General features: G+C 71.7%; 20 protein-coding genes. 7 read left to right on the top strand and 13 right to left on the bottom strand.

The genetic code is table 11. The features are described 5' to 3' along the window. The first annotated feature begins 159 nt into the window (after positions 1-159). A complete protein-coding gene (locus tag J4E96_RS01565) occupies positions 160-891 on the top strand; it encodes a glutamine amidotransferase (RefSeq protein WP_227424058.1) in 732 nt (243 codons plus the stop codon). Positions 892-960: 69 nt separating this feature from the next. After that, complete coding sequence (locus tag J4E96_RS01560; RefSeq protein ID WP_227424057.1) at positions 961-1,758, top strand: endonuclease/exonuclease/phosphatase family protein; 798 nt, start codon at positions 961-963, stop codon at positions 1,756-1,758. On the opposite strand, the gene J4E96_RS01555 is transcribed toward J4E96_RS01560, so the two are convergent. From J4E96_RS01555 to J4E96_RS01545, 3 genes are all read right to left on the bottom strand, one after another. Continuing rightward, positions 1,733-2,266 (bottom strand): ATP-binding protein, encoded by a 534-nt coding sequence (locus J4E96_RS01555; RefSeq protein ID WP_227424056.1) that lies wholly within the window; start codon positions 2,264-2,266, stop codon positions 1,733-1,735. The genes J4E96_RS01560 and J4E96_RS01555 overlap by 26 nt on opposite strands. 54 nt (positions 2,267-2,320) lie before the next feature. After that, on the bottom strand, positions 2,321-2,551 hold the full coding sequence (locus tag J4E96_RS01550) for a PspC domain-containing protein (protein WP_227424055.1): 231 nt from the start codon (positions 2,549-2,551) through the stop codon (positions 2,321-2,323). Between the two features lie 133 nt (positions 2,552-2,684). Continuing rightward, positions 2,685-2,873, bottom strand: coding sequence for a hypothetical protein (locus tag J4E96_RS01545; protein WP_227424054.1), 189 nt, complete (start codon positions 2,871-2,873; stop codon positions 2,685-2,687). A 113-nt stretch (positions 2,874-2,986) separates the two neighbouring features. On the opposite strand from J4E96_RS01545, the gene J4E96_RS01540 reads away from it, so the two are divergent. After that, a complete protein-coding gene (locus tag J4E96_RS01540) occupies positions 2,987-3,274 on the top strand; it encodes a hypothetical protein (RefSeq protein ID WP_227424053.1) in 288 nt (95 codons plus the stop codon). Positions 3,275-3,355: 81 nt separating this feature from the next. On the opposite strand, the gene J4E96_RS01535 is transcribed toward J4E96_RS01540, so the two are convergent. After that, a complete protein-coding gene (locus J4E96_RS01535) occupies positions 3,356-4,357 on the bottom strand; it encodes a Gfo/Idh/MocA family protein (protein ID WP_227424052.1) in 1,002 nt (333 codons plus the stop codon). A 157-nt stretch (positions 4,358-4,514) separates the two neighbouring features. Here J4E96_RS01535 and J4E96_RS01530 point away from each other — a divergent pair, with 157 nt between their 5' ends. Beyond that, complete coding sequence (locus tag J4E96_RS01530) at positions 4,515-5,216, top strand: alpha/beta fold hydrolase (protein WP_227425622.1); 702 nt, start codon at positions 4,515-4,517, stop codon at positions 5,214-5,216. A 68-nt stretch (positions 5,217-5,284) separates the two neighbouring features. Then, a complete protein-coding gene (ligD, locus tag J4E96_RS01525; RefSeq protein WP_227424051.1) occupies positions 5,285-6,379 on the top strand; it encodes a non-homologous end-joining DNA ligase in 1,095 nt (364 codons plus the stop codon). Between the two features lie 31 nt (positions 6,380-6,410). Here ligD and J4E96_RS01520 read toward each other — a convergent pair whose 3' ends face one another. The 5 genes from J4E96_RS01520 to J4E96_RS01500 all read right to left on the bottom strand — a co-directional run bounded on the left by J4E96_RS01520 (position 6,411) and on the right by J4E96_RS01500 (position 12,380). Next, complete coding sequence (locus tag J4E96_RS01520) at positions 6,411-7,724, bottom strand: M15 family metallopeptidase (RefSeq protein WP_227424050.1); 1,314 nt, start codon at positions 7,722-7,724, stop codon at positions 6,411-6,413. Positions 7,725-7,897: 173 nt separating this feature from the next. Then, positions 7,898-8,374 carry a DUF2510 domain-containing protein gene (locus J4E96_RS01515; protein ID WP_227424049.1) on the bottom strand — a complete coding sequence of 159 codons (477 nt, stop codon included), beginning with the start codon at positions 8,372-8,374 and terminating at the stop codon, positions 7,898-7,900. A gap of 136 nt (positions 8,375-8,510) precedes the next feature. Then, positions 8,511-9,665, bottom strand: coding sequence for a mannonate dehydratase (gene uxuA / locus J4E96_RS01510; protein ID WP_227424048.1), 1,155 nt, complete (start codon positions 9,663-9,665; stop codon positions 8,511-8,513). Between the two features lie 58 nt (positions 9,666-9,723). Further along, complete coding sequence (locus J4E96_RS01505) at positions 9,724-11,274, bottom strand: mannitol dehydrogenase family protein (RefSeq protein ID WP_227424047.1); 1,551 nt, start codon at positions 11,272-11,274, stop codon at positions 9,724-9,726. Between the two features lie 41 nt (positions 11,275-11,315). Beyond that, complete coding sequence (locus tag J4E96_RS01500) at positions 11,316-12,380, bottom strand: LacI family DNA-binding transcriptional regulator (RefSeq protein WP_227424046.1); 1,065 nt, start codon at positions 12,378-12,380, stop codon at positions 11,316-11,318. A 250-nt stretch (positions 12,381-12,630) separates the two neighbouring features. On the opposite strand from J4E96_RS01500, the gene J4E96_RS01495 reads away from it, so the two are divergent. Together J4E96_RS01495 and uxaC are read left to right on the top strand one after the other, a co-directional pair. Continuing rightward, entirely contained in the window at positions 12,631-14,229 is a 1,599-nt protein-coding gene (locus J4E96_RS01495; RefSeq protein WP_227424045.1) for an MFS transporter, read from the top strand. A gap of 134 nt (positions 14,230-14,363) precedes the next feature. After that, complete coding sequence (uxaC, locus tag J4E96_RS01490; RefSeq protein ID WP_227425621.1) at positions 14,364-15,806, top strand: glucuronate isomerase; 1,443 nt, start codon at positions 14,364-14,366, stop codon at positions 15,804-15,806. Positions 15,807-15,852: 46 nt separating this feature from the next. Here the strand turns inward: uxaC and J4E96_RS01485 are convergent, their stop codons facing one another. The 4 genes from J4E96_RS01485 to J4E96_RS01470 form a co-directional block, all read right to left on the bottom strand. Then, positions 15,853-16,089: a DUF1059 domain-containing protein gene (locus J4E96_RS01485; protein WP_227424044.1), complete on the bottom strand. Its 237-nt coding sequence runs from the start codon at positions 16,087-16,089 to the stop codon at positions 15,853-15,855. Positions 16,090-16,186: 97 nt separating this feature from the next. Continuing rightward, positions 16,187-17,023: a sigma-70 family RNA polymerase sigma factor gene (locus tag J4E96_RS01480; RefSeq protein ID WP_227424043.1), complete on the bottom strand. Its 837-nt coding sequence runs from the start codon at positions 17,021-17,023 to the stop codon at positions 16,187-16,189. A gap of 97 nt (positions 17,024-17,120) precedes the next feature. Beyond that, a complete protein-coding gene (locus tag J4E96_RS01475; protein WP_227424042.1) occupies positions 17,121-17,912 on the bottom strand; it encodes an SRPBCC family protein in 792 nt (263 codons plus the stop codon). Next, positions 17,909-18,487: an ArsR/SmtB family transcription factor gene (locus J4E96_RS01470; RefSeq protein WP_227424041.1), complete on the bottom strand. Its 579-nt coding sequence runs from the start codon at positions 18,485-18,487 to the stop codon at positions 17,909-17,911. Before J4E96_RS01470 ends, J4E96_RS01475 begins: the two co-directional genes overlap by 4 nt. Positions 18,488-18,491 lie beyond the last annotated feature (4 nt).

Below are 18,491 nucleotides of genomic sequence, written 5' to 3'. Positions count from 1 at the left end.
CCCGCCTCGTCCCGACGAAGCCGGACCAACCAGACACAATCACCCGATTCCCACAAAGGCCGCACCCGTTCGGGGCACAGCGAACACTCAGAGCCCCGACAGACACCAGGGCGTGGCGGCGCATGCGGCCCGGCCGGGGCCGCCCTACGCTCCCCCCTTATGAAGCCATTCCTCCTGCTCGCCTCTCGCACGGACGACGACGCCGCCGACCAGGAGTTCGAGGCGTTCATCGAGTTCTCCGGGCTGCCGGCGCAGGCGCTGCACCGCGTCCGGATGGAGGCAGCCCCGCTGCCGGCCATCGACCTCGACCGGTATGCGGGCATCTTCGTCGGCGGCAGCCCGTTCAACTCAAGCGACCCTGCGGACGCGAAGTCGGCGGTCCAGCGCCGGGTCGAGGCCGAGCTGCAGCTCCTGCTCGACGAGGTGGTCGAGCGCGACTTCCCGTTCCTCGGCGCGTGCTACGGCGTCGGCACGCTCGGGGTGCACGAGGGCGCCGTCATCGACCTCACTTACGGCGAGGCGGTCAGCGCCGTCCCGATCACCCTGACCGAGCAGGGCGCGGCCGACCCGTTGCTTGCCGGGATCCCGACGACGTTCGACGCGTTCGTGGGGCACAAGGAGGCCTGCCGGACGCTGCCCGCCAGCGCGACGCTGCTCGCCTCGTCGCAGGCGTGCCCGATCCAGATGTTCCGGGTCAAGTCCAACCTCTACGCGACCCAGTTCCACCCCGAGCTGGACGTGCCGGGCCTGGTGCTGCGCATCCAGACCTACCGGAACGAGGGGTACTTCCCCGCGGGCGACGCCGAGCGGGTGATCGACGGCGTCCGTGACGCGCGCGTCGACGTCCCGCCGCGCATCCTCGCGAACTTCGTCGGGCGCTACGGGGGGTAGGCCGGGGGCGGGCCGAACGCGGATACGCTTCGGGGCGGCCCTGCATGGCAACGGAAGAGAATCTGCTCGATGCGGCTCGCGACCTTCAACATCCTGCACGGCAAGTCCCTGACCGACGGCCGTGTCGATTCCGAGCGTTTCGCCGCCGCCGTCGGGCACCTCGACGCCGACGTGCTGGCGCTGCAGGAGGTCGACTGCGGCCAGCCGCGCTCGCACGGCGCCGACCTCACGGCGGTCGCCGCCGCGGCCATGGGGGCGCGCGAGTACCGGTTCGTCTCGACCATGGCCGGGGTGCCGGGCAGCTGGTCAGCCGCCACCGGCGACCATCCGCCCACGGAGTCGAGCTACGGCATCTCGCTCCTGAGCCGGTTCCCCGTGCGGCAGTGGCGCACGCTCCGGCTGCCGACGCTGCGCGTGCGGGTGCCGCTGGTCGGCGTCCGCCGTCGGCCGTCCCTCGTCCGGGACGAGCCGCGCGCCGCCGTCGTCGCCGTGCTCGAGACGCCCGACGGGCCGCTCACGGTCGTCACGACCCACCTCACGCTCATCCCCGGCTGGAACGCGTTCCAGCTCGCCCGTGTGCTGGCGGGGAGCCGCGACCTGCCCGGACCGCGCATCGTCCTCGGGGACCTGAATCTCGCGGGCGCCTTTCCCGCGCGGGCCAGCCGGATGCGGCCGCTCGTCACGGCGATGACGTTTCCCGTCGGCCGGCCGGTGCGGCAGATCGACCACATCCTCGGCGCGGGCGCGGTCCGGGTCACCTCGGCCGGTTCGAGCCTCGACCTGGGCGTCTCGGACCATCGCGCCCTCACCGTCGAGGTCGAGCTCGGCGCGGCCGACGCCGTCAGTGCCGATCGAGATCGACGCTGAACCAGACGGTCTTGCCGTCGGCCCCGTGCCGCTCGATCCCCCAGTCCGTCGACAGGGTCGCGACGAGCAGGAGGCCCCGACCGCTCGCCGCCGTCACCTCGGGGTGGCGGACCACCGGCTCGGCGGGGCTCTCGTCCCGGACGGCGACGCGCACGATCGCTCCCGTGCGCCACGCCGTGACGCGGATGGTCCCGTCCGCCGGGCCGTGCAGGGCCGAGTTCGCCACGAGCTCGCCCGTGAGGAGCTCGATGATCTGGTTCGCGAGGCCGTACACGCCGTCGGCCGCGAGCTCGTTCATCACCCAGTGCCGGGCGGGCCGCCCGGAGGACGTGCGCGCCGGCAGGCTGAGCTCGGGCCGGGCTGCCCGCCCTCCCACCGAGCCCCCGCCCGGCGGGAATGCCGTCGGCGAGGCTGACCCGGGCGCATCCTGACGGCCGCCGGTGATCGACCTCAGGTGCGTGCGGGACGACTCCGCGGCTTTCGCCCGCGGCACGTCTGCATCGCCCATGCGGCCACTCTGCCCGACCGATGGCCTCCCGTCGCGCCGGGCGCCACGACCGGGCTAGCCACGAGCGGAGACGGGGGCCTCGAGCGGCATGAGGATCCACAGCACCGGGTAAACGATCAGCTGGCTGCCGGGGAGCAGCATCAAGACGAGGACGAACAGTGCCCGGGCAGGCCACGGGTCGAGCCCGAAGCGACGGCCTAGACCTGCGCAGACGCCGCCGAGGACGCGGCCCTCACGCGGACGAACCAGCCCGTTGCGGCCGAAGGAGTCATGGATGTCGGTCACGGTGGGGGTCTTCTTTCGATGAGACGTGCGGCGATCTGGACTCGTCCAGCATCGCGACGCGCACGCCGTCGGCGCATCGGGTAGATCCCTGAGGGTGGCCCTGAGAATGCGTTCGGGGTAGTCGCCCGAGCGATCACAGGCGCCGGAGGTCGTCGGCAATCTGCCGCGCGTGCGCCGACACCAGGTGGAGGTAGTCCTGGTAGAGGAGGTCGACGAGCGCGTCCGGGCCGCCGCCGTCGTGCGCGACGAGCCAGCGGTGCTTCGCGTCGTGGACGTCCGCGGTGGAGATCTCGTCCCGTTCCGTCGACGTGCGTGCGTCCACGCCGATCACCTCCCTGCCGGCGGCCGGGTCACCCACCAGGTACCGGGTCACACTTCAAGGACTCCCAGGTGCGCCGTGGGATACATGTCCGCGCCGTCCTCTACGCTCGGCACATGAGCAAACTCGAGGCACAACGCGCGATGCGCGCCGCGCGGTACGACGCGGCCCATGCGGGAACGAGCCCACGAGCGGCGAGCGCCACCACGGCCGCCAAGGCCCCGGGCGCCGCGAAGGCGCCGCGCGCCTCCAAGGCACGCGCGGCGGCGCCCGCGACGGCCCGCCCGGCCGACACCGCGGCCGACGCACCGGTCACCGAGCTCTGCGGGCACCGCAGCAGCATCGGCGGCAAGTCCTGCAAGCGACCGGCGGGCCACTCGGAGACGACGCACCGCTACTCCTGATCGACCGCTTGTGCACGACCGCTCCTGATCGACCGCTTGTGCACGACCGCTTGTGCACGACCGCTTGCGATCAACAGCTAGCTACCGCTGGCGGCGGTAGTCCCGCAGCAGCGTGTCGACCACCCGCGCCGTCCGCGCCGCGCTCTCGCCGGTGCTCGGGCACGTGCCGCGCCCGGTCAGCTCGTCGACGACGGTCTGGATGAGCGGCTGCTGGACCACCTCGGGGTACCCGGCGCTGACGAGCCGGTCCCCGTCGGGCCCGCGCAGCCGGAGCGGCTCGGTCGTGAAGGTCGAGAACGTCAGCGTCCCGGTCGTCCCGACGATCTCGATCTCGTCGCGGTTCTCCGCGGTGTCGAACGCCCACAGGCCGGTTCCGCACACGCCCGACGCGAACTCGAACACCCCCGCGACCAGGTCCTCGGCCCCGTAGTGCGCGCCCTGGTTGGCCGCGACGCCGGTCACCCGCGTCACCGGCCCGAGGAGCCAGTCGAGCAGGTCGAGCGTGTGCGAGCCGAGGTCGACGAAGAGCCCGCCGCCCGAGATCTCGGGGCGGAGCCGCCAGGGAAGCGACTCGGTCGTGTCGCCGGGGACCGACGCGACGACGTCGGCCGCGCGGCGCTGGAGCCGGACGGCGACGGCGCGGGGCGTGCCGATCGCGCCGCCGTCGAGCAGCTCACGGACCCGACGGAACCGGGGCATCGCGCGGCGGTAGTAGGCCACGAACAACGGGACGCCCGCGAGCGCGCAGCCGTCGATCATGGCGTCGCACTCGGCCGCGGTCCGCGCCATCGGCTTCTCGACGTAGACCGGCTTGCCGGCGGCGGCCACCCGGAGCGCGTAGTCGCGGTGCGAGTCCGGCGGGGTGGCGATGTACACGGCGTCGACGTCCGGGTCCGCGATCAGCGCGTCCGCGTCGTCGTACCAGCGCGCGACCCCGTGCCGGCGCGCGTAGTCGGCAGCCTTGTCCCCGGTCCGGCGCATCACGGCGACGAGCTCGGACCGCTCGGCCCGTTGCAGGCCGGGTCCGCTCTTGGCCTCCGTGACGTTGCCGACCCCGATGATTCCCCAGCGCACGGACTCCATGGCGCACACCGTAGCCGCGGCAGATGTCCTGCGCCGTCAGGTTCCTCCCAGGAAGGGCAGCTACCGTGGGGAGATCATCGGTCGTCGAGACGCGGCGCGGCCACACCTGACACCCGGTTCCGGCTGCGCATCCGACCACGAATGAGGATCGCAACCCATCGCGCCCATCGTCTTCGTCCACGGAGTTCGCACGTCCTCGGCCATCTGGGATGAGCAGGTCAGGGCCATGGCGCTGTCCGGCCACGAGTCGATCGCCGTCGACCTGCCCGGTCACGGCACCCGCGCGGGCGAGCGGTTCACGCTCCAGGGTGCGCTCGACACGATCGAACTGGCGGTCGGCACCTTCCCCGTACCGCCGCTGCTGGTCGGGCTCTCCCTCGGCGGGTACGCAGCGCTCGCCTACGCGGCCCGCAACCACGGCAAGGTCGCCGGCGTGGTGCTCGCGGGGTGCTCGACCGAGATCCGCGGCAAGCCCGTCGGCGCCTACCGCAGCCTGTCCGTGGAGCTCGCCCGGCGCTTCCGGCCGGCCGGCGGGACCTGGCACGTCGTCGCCGACATGCTCGCGGCGATGAAGGGGCACTCCTCGCTCGCCGACCTGCGCCGCCTGCTCGTGCCGGTCTGGCTCGTCAACGGCCAGCGCGACGTCCTGCGGTTCGAGGAGCGCCGCTACGTCGCAGCGCACCCGGCGATCCGGCTGTCCGTCGTGCCGGGCGCCGGCCACGACGTGAACAGCCATGCCCCCATCGCGTTCAACCGCATCCTGCTCGGCGCGATGCACGAGCTCCGGGCCGCCGCCGCCGCGATCGCCGGCCCCGCGATCGCGCGGGTCCCGGTGCCGCGCCCGGCGATCGCCCTCTAGCCGGCACTCGCCGGCGCCGAAAGCTGCCCCAGCCGCCATCGCGAGCCGATCCTGGCTAGTTTGGGGCCATGCCTGCAGCCAAGACGCCCGCCGTCGAGCTCGAGGTGCGCGGCCGCACCGTCCGGGTGAGCAGCCCGGACAAGGTGTACTTCCCCGCGCGCGGGGTGACAAAGCTCCAGGTCGTCGAGTACTTCCTGGCCGTCGGCGACGGGATTCTCGGGGCGCTGCAGGACCGGCCGACCACGCTCGAGCGCTGGCCCAAGGGCGTGTTCGAGGGCGCGAAGCTCGCGACTCGGGCCGACTCGACGGGCGACGCCTTCTACCAGAAGCGCGTGCCGCAGGGCGCGCCGGACTACGTGCGGACCGCCCGGATCGCGTTCCCGAGCGGCCGGACGGCGGACGAGGTGTGCCCGAGCGAGCTCGCCGTCGTCGCGTGGGCAGCCAACCTCGGCACGATCACGTTCCACCCCTGGCCGGTGCGCAGCGCCGACGTCGAGTCGCCCGACCAGCTGCGCATCGATCTCGACCCGCAGCCCGGCACCGACTACGCCGACGCCGCGCGGGTCGCGCCCGAGCTGCGCGCGTTGCTGCAGGAGCTCGGCCTGGAGGGGACGCCGAAGACGTCCGGGGGGCGCGGGCTGCACGTCTTCGTGCCGATCCAACCCCGGTGGAGCTTCACGCAGGCCCGCCGGGCCACGATCGCGCTGGGGCGCGAGCTCGAGCGGCGGATGCCCGACCAGGTGACGATCAAGTGGTGGAAGGAGGAGCGCGGCCAGAAGATCTTCATCGACTACAACCAGATGGCGCGCGACCGCACCATCGCGTCCGCCTACTCCGTCCGGGCGAACCCGCGGGCGACGGTCTCCGCGCCGCTGCGCTGGGAGGAGGTGCCCGACGTCACCCCGAACGACTTCGACGTCACCACCATGCCGGCGCGCTTCGCCGAGGTCGGCGACCTGTTCGCGGCACTGGCGGTCGACGGCGACGCCGGTCCCGATGCACCGGCCCGCACCGAGTACTCGATCGAGCCGCTCCTCGAGCTCGCCGACCGGGACGAGCGCGACCACGGCGCGCAGGATCTGCCGTACCCGCCCGAGTACCCGAAGATGCCGGGCGAACCGAAGCGGGTCCAGCCGAGCCGGGACCGCGACCGGCCGCGATAGCCGACGCCGTCGCTAGCGGTCGACGCCGTCGCTAGCTGTCCGCGACGTCCTCGTCGTTCGTCTCGGCGTCGAACTCCCAGTGCCACGGCTCGAGCGGCCCGGAGCCCCCGGCCTCCATCAGGGCGGGGTGGAACCACCCGAACTCGGAGGCGTTGTCCTTCATCCACAGGTACGAGACCGCGGTGAAGTCCCCGACCGAGCCGAAGTTCGCGAAGTCGACCGCGATCCCGAGGCCGTGGTTCGACGTGCCGGCGGATGCGGCGAGCCCCCCGCGCAGCGCCTTGACCGTGACCTGCTCGTCGTAGGTCCGGTACGAGCTCACGATCGACAGGTGCCGGCCGAACTTCCGGGCGAACGCGGCGTCCAGCTCCTCGAGCGCGGGTACCGCGTCGCATCGCAGCAGCGCCTTGGGCGCGAACGACGGTGCGCACAGCACGTCGGCCGGGATCTCCCCGTTGTCCGCCGCCACGGCCGTGTCGATCTTCCGCGCGAGCTCGGCCGCGGCCTCTTGCTCGGCCACGACGGCGGCGGCGTTCTCCCCGGCCGTGACCTGGACCTGGACGGAGAGCTCGCTGACTGCCTGGGCCGCCGCGAGCATCTCGGCGCTGAGCCGAAGGTTCTCGGCGACGGTCGGTTCGGCTTCGGGTTCGGCCGCGGGCGACTCCGCCGCGACCTCGGCGCTGGGCTCGGGCGCCGGTTCGTCGGCGCCATCGACGGCCAGCTCGGAGTCGGCGGCGGGATCCACCGTGGCTTCGACGGCCGACGCCGGTGCGTCCGTGAGCGGGTCAGCTGCGGTCGCCGCTGGTGCCGCGTCCACGGCCGAGGTGGCAGCAAGGTCTGCGGGGGCCTGCGCGATCAGCACCTGAAGGTTCGCGGCGGCCGAGTCCAGCGGCGCGAGCACGTCGACCGCGACGTCGGTCACGGCGGTGGCGGCGACGGCCTGGGCGTTCGCGACGGCGGCACGGGCCGCGGTGAGCGCCTCCGTGCGCTTCGCGCCCGCGTAGCCCACGGCCTGCGCCCCGAGCCGGTCGCCGCTCGCCCGGTCTGCCCGCGCGATGTTCGCGGTCGTGAGCGCCGTCTCGAGCGCGGCGCTCGCGAGGAGGCGCTCGTGCTGCGCGGTCGCGACGCCGTTCGCGTACACCTGCGCCGTCCCGCCGCCGAGCACCGCGGAGCCGACGGCGACGGCTGCGAGGGCGGCGGCGCCGAGCGGGACGGGCCGCAGGAGAAGCCCGAAAAGTCGCGGCCGCGGCACGCGCACCAGGCGAGGGACGGCGTGCCGGTGCTGCGCGGCCTGCTCTGCCAGCCGAAGCTCGCGCCGGGTGGTCGGTTCCGGCGCGTGGGGCATCAGGTGACGACGGCTCCGATCGGGGGGCCTCGGCGATTCGGCGGGGTCTCAGAGGCCTGAACGAGTATCCCTGCCTCTGAGTTATCGGCTCCCGCGGCCGCCGTCTGAAGGCACGAGGCACCGTAATCGCTGTGATCTACGGAACAGGGCGGCGATCGACGGCACAGCCCGGCCTAGAACATCGAGTTCTTGAACGCGACCGACACGACTGTCCCCAGCACGGCGAGGCAGAGTCCGACGACGGCCTGGAGCCGGCCCACCGGGGCGAACCCGTGCTGTCCCATCAGGCTCGCGCGCTGCAGGCCGATGCACGCCGCGACGACGCCGGCGATGCCGGTGAGCAGGAACGGGTTGACCACGAGCGCGGCGATGCCGAGGAGGAACGCCGCCCGCGCGGGCCTGTTGACCGCGCCCGTGACGTCGTCGTCGGACAGGTGCGACGGCTCGGCGCTGACCGCGAGCGCGGGCCGGGTCGACGAGTCCGCCGACGGCGCGGGCCTGTCCTGACTCCCGTCCGACCAGGCCCGGCCGGTCCACCAGGCCGTTCCCGCGCCGTCTGGCACCGGGTACCACCCGGCCGCGGGTGAGGAGACGTCGGGACGCCCCGCACCCGACGGCGCGCCCGCTCCTCGGTCCGGTCCACCCGGCATGGCCCCACCACCACTTCCTGGCTCTCCCCGCGAACCTACCCGTGCGGGGGCCATTCGCGCCGAGCTGCTCCATCAGGAGCCGCGATCTCGTAGTGCTCGGGTCCGTGGCGCGCGCACCAACGGACCTGGCCTCAAGTCAGAGTGTGCCCGGCGTCCTCGGCGAGGGATCGACGGCCTTGTACTCGACGGCGTCCCACACCCCGAGCAGGTACTGGATGCCCAACGCGCGGTCGTACAGCCCGTAGCCGGGGCGTGGCTTGCGCGTGGTGTTCTCGTCCCACAGGTGCCGGCCGTGGTCGGGGCGGATGTACCCGGTGTACCCGGCCTTCGCGTACTGGGTCATGATGCCGACGGTGTCGACGTCGCCCTCTTGCGCCCGGTGGCCGACCTCGGAGAAGTCTCCGTTCGGGTAGTGCTTGAGGTTGCGTACGTGGGAGAAGTGGATGCGGTCCATGAACGTCGTCACGGCATCGACGGCGTCGTGCTCGGGATTGGCCGAGAACGAACCCAGGCACAGCGTCAGGCCGTGGTACGGGCTGTCGTTGAGCGATAGCACCGTCGCCAGGTCCTCCTTGTTCGACACGACGCGGGGCCAGCCGAAGATGTCGAACGGGGGGTCGTCCGGGTGCACGCCCAGCTTGACGTCGTACTCCTCGCACGTCGGGATGATCGCGTCGAGGAAGTACTTGTAGTTCCTGTACATGTCCGCGTGCGTCACGCCCACGTACGCCGCGTTCAGCTCGCTGAAGCTCGCGAGCCGCTCCGGCTCCCAGCCTGGCAGCGTGAGGTCGCCCGAGCTGGCCTCCATGTCGGCGATGAGCTGTTCCGGCGACATCCGGTCCACGACGGCCTTCTCGTAGAACAGCGCCGTCGAGCCGTCGGGCAGCGGGTGCCACAGGTCGGTGCGCAGCCAGTCGAAGACCGGCATGAAGTTGTAGCAGATCACCTTCACGCCGGCCCGGCCGAGACGCTGAATCGTGGTGATGTAGTTCTCGATCGCCTCGTCGCGGCTGAGACCGAGCACGGTCTTGCCCAGCTTGATCGACTCGTGCACGTTGACCGACTCGACCACCTCGGCGTCAAGCGTCTTGGTCACGCCGCGCGCTGCGGCCTCCGCAGGGATCGTGGTGATCCGGGCGATCTCCGCCTCGATCTCCGCGGTCTCCCACACCTCGCCCGCCTGCTTGTGGTGCAGGCTCCAGACGATCGTCTCGACCCCGGGGATCTGCCGGATCTCGTCGAGCGTGACGGTGTCGTTCCCGTCTCCGTACCAACGAAAGCTCATCTTCATCGTCGTTCCTCCATGGTCGGTGACATGCCCAGGCGTAGGTCCGTGCGGGCGAGATCGGTCATGACAACCCGTTGCCGGCGCGGGCGAGGGCAGTGGCGTGCTGGACGACGGCCGCGATCAGGCGCGGGTCCGTGCCAGCACCGTCGGGCAGCACGCCGGGCAGCGCCAGGAGCACGGTCGCGACGCCCGCGACGTCGTCGAGGCCGATCTCCCGCGCCTGCTCCGCCAGACGCTGCGCCCCCGCCGGGTCGCCCAGGTCGACGCCGTCACGCACGGCACGTCGCACGAACTCGGTCCACGCGGCGAGCCCATAGGCCACACCCTGGGGCACGCGGCCCTGGGCGAGGTTCCACGTGGCCACGACGCCCCAGCGGAACGGGATCTTCTGCGTGCCGTCGGTGGACACCTGGCGCGTCGTGTGCCCGGTCGCCGGGTTCGCGAAGCGGCGCAGCAGCTCCTCGCCGTACCCGCGCAGGTCGGCACCCGGGGGAGGGGTGAGTGTCGGCAGGGCGTCGTCGAACATGAACGCCCGCGCGTGCTCGATGATCGCCGGGTCCGTCACGGTCTCCGCGAGCGTGGAGTGCCCGGCGAGACGACCCGAGTACGCGAGCAGCGAGTGCGTTCCGTTGAGCAGCCGCAGCTTCGCGTTCTCCCACGGCACGACATCATCGGTCAGCTCCGCGCCGACAAGCTCCCATGCCGGGCGCGGGGCGGCGAAGTTGTCCTCGATGACCCACTGCGCGAAGGGTTCCGCGATGATCGCGGCCTCGTCGCGCGCGCCGATGAACGCGGCCACCGTGTCGAGCACCGCGGGGGTGGCGGCGGGGGTGATGCGGTCGACCATCGAGCCGGGGAACGTCACGGAGGCGGCGAGCCAGGTGCGCAGCGCGGCGCCCGTCGCGCCCGGGAGCGCGGTCTCAATCAGCTGGTCGACCACGGCCTTGAGGACCTTGCCGTTGTCGGGCATGTTGTCGCACGACAGCACGGTCAAGGGCTGGCCCCCGGCGCGGCGGCGCATCGCGAGCCCGCGCACCAGCAGGCCGACCGCCGTCGCAGCCGGACGTGCGGCCGAGGCGTCGTCGGAGCCCTCGGCCTCCTCGGCGGCGAGCGCGGTGATGTCCGTGGCGGCCTGGTCCGTGTCCAGGCGACCGTCGGGGCGGCGGGTGTAGCCCTTCTCGGTCACCGTCAGGGTGATGAGGTGCGTCGTCGGCGCAGCCATGGCGTCCAGCAGGCGAGGCGTCTCGTCGCCGGGATACGCGACATCGACCACCGAGCCGACCACGCGCGCGGACTCGACGACGTCGCCCGCCTCGTCGAGGCCGACGGAGAGGACGGTGTACCGGCCCTGCTGCGGGCGCACGGCGTCCACGAGCTGCGGCGTCCTCTCGACGTCGCCGAGGATCCCCCAGCGGAGGTCGCCCGTGAGCGCCATCGCGTCCTCGGTGTAGACGGCCTGGTGCGCGCGGTGGAACGCACCCCAGCCCAGGTGCACGATGCCGACGCTCTCGGGGACGACCCGCGGGCCCGTCACGCCGGCCAGGAGCGGGGCGCCAGGGAGCAGCCTCGGCAGGTCGGTGGTTGGTGCGACGCTGGGTTCGGTGCTGGCCATCGTTGGCTCCTCAGTGGGGGACGGACTGTTTGTCGGGCAGATCACGGGGGGTCGCGGTGCGCGAGCGGCGGGCTCAGCTCAGGAGGCCGTGCCCCCGTCGAGCCCGAGGTGCGTGACAGGAGGGGGGCGGTCGACTCGCGCACGACCAGCTGCACGGGCAGCAGCACCGGCTCGCGGGTGGTCGACGCAGGCGCGTGCCGCGGCGGGCGGAGCTCCGCGAGTAGCAGGTCCGTCGCGCGTCGGCCGATCTCGCTCAGGTCACCGTGCACGCTCGTGAGCGCGGGAGTGACGAGGTCGGCCAGGTACGTGTCGTCGAACCCGACCACCGACAGGTCGTGCGGAACCCGCAGCCCCAGCCGGTGCACCCGCCTGACCAGCCCGATGGCCACCAGGTCGTTGAACGTGATCACCGCCGTGGCTCCCGACGCGACGACGACCCCAGCGGCAATGTTGCCGCCGTCGACCGTCGGCGCGTGCGCACCGAGCTCCACCACCTCGAGGTCGGGCAGGCGCGTCCTGGCATGGGCGAGCGCACTGCGACGCCGCGCGTCGGACCACGACGTCGCGGGGCCGCCGACATACGCGATGCGCCGGTGGCCCAGCGAGTAGAGGTGGTCGACCGTGGACGCGACCCCCGCGAGGTCATTCACGGCGACGGACTGGGCACCGGGGAGCTCGTGGTTGACCACCACGAGAGGTTTGGTGCCGATGACCGCCTGGTCCTCGTGCACCGCGCGCGGTGAGCACAGGACGACACCGTCCGTCTGCTGGACGAGGCCGCGCAACAGGTCGACCTCCGCTCGAAGGTCCTCTTGAGAGTCCGTGACGAACACCGCCACCTTGTGCACGCGCGCCCGCTCGGCGATACCCATCGCGACCGCGGCGAAGTACGGGTTGGACAGGTCCGGGACCAGCAGCCCGATCGTGTTCGTGCGCCCCGCGCGCAGCCCGCTGGCGGCCCGGTTCGGCGTGTAGCCCAGCGCGTCCGCAGCAGCGACGATGCGCTCCCGCGTCGCGGGGGCGACCTTCTCTGGATCGGTGAGAGCGCGCGACACGGTGGTGATGGAGACACCCACCTCACGTGCGACATCGCGAATCGTGATCACTCGGACCGACCTCCTTTGAGTGCAAACGTTATCACTGGCTCCGTCGCCTGGTCCGCGGAAGGGCGACAGGGCCAGCTGCCAAGCCTGATCGATGGGGCCTCAGGGGGTCAGGTGTGCCCCATGTCACACTGCAAACGTTTGCATTCGCGGGACGCGTCCCCGCATGATGCTTGTACAGGCGCCGTGTATCAACCGACGCCACCGTGTCCCAGGAACGGACCTGGGACCTTCGAGCAGAAGGCACAACGACGTGAGCCCACTCATCGACCACTCGGCCCGGCGCGTGTACACGGCCCGACCCATCACGCTCGCCCGGAGCATCGGCTTCGGTGTCCTGGACCTCATGGGCGGCGGCTGGAACACCATCATCAGCGGCCTGATGCTGTACTTCTTCACGACCTACGGGAACGTCAGCGCGGTCCAAGCCGGCACGATCCTCTTCGTCGCCCGCATCGTCGACGCGGTCGTCAGCCTCATCATCGGCCCGCTGACCGACAACTTCTATCGGACCCGCCTGGGCAAGAAGTTCGGCCGCCGCCACTTCTTCCTGCTCATCGGCGCACCGATGCTCCTCGTCGTCTTCCCCCTGCTGTGGATCTCTCACCAGGGCTTCTGGTACTACCTGTTCGTCTACCTGGCCGTCGAGATGATCATGGCGATGATTCTCATCCCGTGGGAGACCCTCCCCACTGAGATGACGGACGACTACACGCTGCGGACCAAGCTCAGCTCGACCCGCATGTTCCTGTCGGCCACGGGCACGTTCCTCGTCTTCTTCATCCCGGCCCAGATCAAGGAGACGGACAACCCGCACGCCTACTTCATCACCGGTCTCATCTTCTCCGTACTGTTCGCCGGCGCCGTCATCACGACGTACTTCACCACCTGGGAGCGCAAGCTCACCCCGGAGTTCCTCGCGGAGCTCGAAGCCCAGCCCAAGGTGCCTGTCGGCAAGCTTGTCGCCGACAACCTCAAGGACTTCGGCTCGACGTTCAAGAACTCGAGCTTCCGCAAGCACCTGGCGATCTATCTCTTCTCCTTCACGGGCAAGGACATCTTCGCCACCGCGCTGACGTTCTTCGTCGTGTACGCCGTGAACGGCAGCGAGTCCTTCGGCCTCACCCTCCAGGCGCTGTCCATCATCGGGCTGCCGACCACGGTGCTCGCCGCATTCCTCATGATCCGGAAGGGCCCGCGCTACCTGTTTGCCATGTCCTACTCCGTGATCATCGCCTGCCTGCTCGCCCTCGGCGCGATCTACCTCGTCCAGCCGTCCTCGACCATGGTGCTGCTCGTCATCGTCGGCCTCGCGTATCAGGCCGGACGATCCGTCCTCGAGTTCACGCCGTGGAACGTCTTCCCGTTCATCCCCGACGTCGACCGGATCATGACCCGCCAGGACCGCGCCGGAATCTACGCCGCGGTGATGACCTTCGGCCGCAAGTCGACAGGCGCGGTCGCGACCCTCATCGTCTCGTGGCTGCTGGACCTGGGTGGCTTCCTCAAGCCCGGCAGCGAGGGCGGCGTGCAGCTCGACGCCTCGTGCATCGACTCCTGCCCCCTCGTGCAGAGCTCCGGCACCCAGCACACCATCGCGCTCGTCGTGATCGTCGGGCCGCTCGTCCTCATCGCTCTCGCATTCGCCATCTCACGGTTCATGTACCTCGACCCGCAGAGCCACGCAGTCCTGCGCGCCGAGATCGACCGCCTCGAGGCCGGCGGCTCCAAGGACGAGGTCACCGCCGAGGCCCGCGCGGTCGTCGAGAAGCTGACCGGCCACCCGTACGAGTCGGCCTGGCCCGAGGAAGCGATCTCCCCGACCGCCATGCCCGCCCCCACCGGGGCCTGACCGGCGCACCGGCTCGAGGCCCCACACCCGTCGAACACCGCACGCACCAGGAGCGCTGAACCGTGACCGACACGTCGAGCAACACCGGCACCATGAGTGCAGAGCGCACGAGCTGGGCCGCCCCCGGCCTCAGCATGACGGCCGCGTGGACCCTGCACCCCGACCGCGCGCTGCCTGCAGACCCGGTCACCCGTCCGATCGCCCGGGAGATCTACACGTCGGTCGCGCGCCTGCCGATCGTCTCCATGCACGGGCACGTCCCCGTCGAATGGTTCGCAGACAACGCGCCGTTCGTCGACCCGGCCCAGCTCCTCGTCGTCCCGGACCACTACCTCCTGCGCATGCTGGTCTCCCAGGGCGAGACCCTCCCGCGCCTCGGCGTCGGGTCGCTCGACGGCTCGCAGCCCGCCGAGAGCGACCCCCGCGAGATCTGGCGACGATTCTGTGCCGGGTGGCAGCACTTTCGCGGTACCCCCACCCGGTTCTGGATGGAGACCGCGCTCGTGGAGATCTTCGGTGTCGCCGAGCGGCCGTCCGCAGCGACCGCTGACGCCCTCTACGACCAGATCCAGGCCGCGATCGACCTGCCGGACTTTCGGCCTCGCGCCCTGCTCGACCGGTTCAACATCGAGATCATCGCCACGACCGACCACCCGTGGGCCTCGCTCGAGCACCACGCCGCCCTCGCTGGAGCGGGTCTCGGCAGTCGCGTCGTCCCGACCCTGCGACCCGACGCCGTGCTGAGCATCCAGTCGCCCACCTTCGCCGCCGACGTCCAGCGGACCGGTGCCGCCGCCGGGATCGACGTCACCTCCTACGCCGCCTACCTCGACGCCCTGCGCGCCCAGCGGCTGCGCTTCAAGGCCGCCGGCGGACGAGCGACGGACCACGGGCCGTACCTGCCCGACACCACGCCCCTTCCCGACGCCGACGCCGCCCGCCTCTTCGACAAGGGCATGCGCAGCTCGACCGACTCGGCCGCTGATCGGGTCACCGCCGGCGAGGCCGCCAGCTTCGGTGCGCACATGCTGTTCCAGACGGCCGCCATGGCCGCCGACGACCACCTCGTCATGCAGATCCACCCCGGCGTCCAGCGCGGGCACGCGACCGCCCAGACCGCTCTCTTCGGGTCCGACCACGGCTACGACATACCCGTCGCGCTCGAGTTCACCCGAGCGCTGCGCCCCATGCTCGACGCGTTCGGGCACCATCCCGGGTTCCGCACCATCGTCTTCACGATCGACGAAGACGTGTACTCCCGCGAGCTCGCACCCATGGCGGGCGTCTACCCCGCCATGCGCGTCGGCGCCCCGTGGTGGTTCCTCGACTCGCCCGAGGCGATGCGCCGGTTCCGCGAGTCCGCCACCGAATCGGCGGGCTTCTCCAACATGTCGGGGTTTGTCGACGACACGCGCGCCTTCTGCTCCATCCCCGCGCGTCACGACCTCGCGCGCCGGATCGACGCCGGGTACCTCGCGCGACTCGTGGCTGAGCACCGGCTCGACCTGGACGAGGCCGTCGACACCGCGGCCGACCTCGCCTACCGCCTGCCCTTGGCCGCGTACGAGGCTCGCTGACGTCCACACCCAGTGCGGCGCGCACGGGCTGATCCGGGCGAGGGCCTCAGGCGTCGGGGAGGGCGGCGAAGGCGGCCTTGGTGTCGCGGTACCAGCCCATCGACTGCTTGGGGTGGCGCCAGCGGCTCTTCATGGCATCACGGGCCTCTTGGTGGGTCGCGTCGCCGGCCTTCTCCGCCTCCTTGAGGTGCCGGTCCTGGGCGTTGATCACATCGTCGGCGCTCTCGCCGCGGTGCTCGAGGTCGCAGGGCCCTCCGAGGTCTTTGCAGGTCATGCTCTTCATCGTCGACGTCCTTCTGCTCGGGTGTCCTGTGTGCGGACGCTCCACGGTGCGGGCGTCCTGGTGTGCTGACGTTCGGGACGGACGAGGTGTGACCGGGTCAGGCGCGTGGCCGGCCGCCGTCGCGGCGCACCACCTGCGCGAGCACGTCGGGCGCGGCCCGGAACGTGATGGACCGCACGCGACCGCCGTCGATCGTGAAGTCGAAGACGACCTTGGCCGCGCCGTGCTGGAACCAGGCGGCACCGGGCCGGCCGCCGACGAAGACCGGGAGGGCGGCCCTGGCGCTGCCGTTGAAGAACGTCGCCACCTCGTCGCGACCCTCGATCTGCTGGGGCGTGCCGACCAGCACCGCGGCGTCGTCGGCGGCGACGATCGCGTCGGGTGCGAGCAGGTGCAGCAACCGGTCGAAGTCACCGTTCTTGGCGGCGGCCATGAAGGCGTCGACCACCTCCCATTCGGCGAGGCGGTCCTCGGGATGGGGCTGAGTGACCTTGGCCCGTGCCCGCGAGGCGAGCTTGCGCGCGGCCGCCGGGGTGGTGTCCAGGACAGTCGCGATCATCGGGAACTCGAAGCCGAAGCTGTCGTGCAGCACGAAGGCGACCCGTTCGCGTGGGGTGAGGCGCTCGAGCACCACGTGGAGGGCGAGGCCGACGGTCTCGGCGAGCGCGACGTCGTCGGCGGGGTCATTGACGGTCGGCTCGAGCGCGACGTCGCCCACGGGCACGGGGGTCCGTGAGCGCAGGCGGTCGAGGCACAACCGGGTGGTCACGGTCGTCAGCCAGGCCGGCAGGCTCTCGATCTCGGCGTCCGTCGCGTTCAGCCGCAGCCATGCCTGCTGCACGATGTCCTGCGCCTCGGCATGGTCGCTGAGCACGCGGCTCGCGATCCCTACCAGGCGAGGCCGCTCGGCCTCGAACAGCGCTGTCTGGTCCACGTGACCACCCTTCCCCCGGTTCGTGTCTGCCCACCTACCCGTCACCCCACTGACGCGGGCCTCAGGCCACGTGTGACCAACGCCGGGGCCACCCGGGTCAGCGCGCGACGGTCAGGCCCTGCAGCCAGGCCCGCCAGGCCGGCTCCTCGCGCCGCACGTAGTCCGCGGCGTCGGCGGAGAACAGGTAGGCCCGCACGCCCGCCATTGCTTTGCCATCGCCCTCGTCGTGCGTGTAGACGCTCAGCATCCCGGGCACCGGTGCGGTGAGCCGGACCAGCACCTGCCGCTCGCCCACCCGCTCGACCGTGCCGGTGGCGCCGCGCACCTCGACCGTCGCGCCCTCGCCGCCCAGGCCGAGCGCGTCGTGGAGCGTCGCCCAGAGCGCCTCCTCGTCGCCGGGGTGGGAGGCGGTGACGTCCAACTGGGTGGCCTCCTGGCCGGGGAAGTGGGCCAGGTAGAGCCGCAGGTTGTCGAAGAACGGCAACCAGTTCGATCCCATGTCGTCCCAGAACTCCGACTCCCAGGCGGCGCCCGTCCCGAAGCCGCTGCTCGTGACGCGCACGACGCAGGTGCCACCGGACTGCGCCTCGACGAGGAACTCCGACGTGAGCGGGCTGAGCGCATCCGGGTCCTTGCCCATGAGGGCGGCCCAGTCCTCTTCGTACTCGATGCGACGCGGCGGGTCCCAGCCGGTGACGTGGCCGTCCGAGCCCATCTCCGGGCCCATCGAGAAGTGCAGGGAGCCGCCCTCGCGCTCCTGCATCTCGGTCGGCAGGAACCAGGCGCTCATGCCCGTCGCGGTGGCGACGGCCTGCCAGACCTGCTCCGGGGACCCGGGGACCTCGACGGCGAACTCCAGGCGGTACGGGACGGTCAAGGTCGTGCTCATGGGTTCTCCTCGGGAATGGGGTGGGCGGCGACGACGAGCCGGTACGGGCGCCCGTCGTCGTGGTGGTACCGGGCAGCCAGGTCGAGCACCGCGGCGGTCAGGTCGTCGGCAAAGGCGGCCCGGTCGGACGGTGAGCGGAAGCCGATCTGCGTGTCGATGGTCAACGTCGGCAGGCGCTTGCCGGACGCGCCGGCCCGGCGGGCCAGGGTGCCGACCTCGCGCACCAGCCGGCCGGCCAGCGCGACGAGGTAGCCCGCCGACAGGTGGTCGGCATTGGCGTCCGGGTCGGCTGCGGACGCGCTGACCGCCGCCGGCGACACGACGTACGACGCCGCCGACGCCTGCAGCACACGCTCGGTGAGCCCGCCGTGCCGGCGCTCCTCGGACAGCTCGACGAGGCCGTGCGCCTCGAGCGCCTTGAGGTGGTAGTTGACCTTCTGGCGCGCGAGGCCGACCCGGGCGGCGAGCCCGGCGGCGGAGGCCGGGACGGCGAGCTCGCCGAGCAGCCGGGCCCGGACCGGGTCCAGCGCGGCGGACGCCGCCTCCGCGCTCTCGATGACCTCGATGTCCTGCATGACG

This window comes from Pengzhenrongella sicca, from assembly GCF_017569225.1.
Lineage (GTDB): Bacteria > Actinomycetota > Actinomycetes > Actinomycetales > Cellulomonadaceae > Pengzhenrongella > Pengzhenrongella sicca.
The sequence above is the reverse complement of the archived record's forward strand: the minus strand, read 5'-3'. Positions and strand labels throughout refer to the sequence as shown.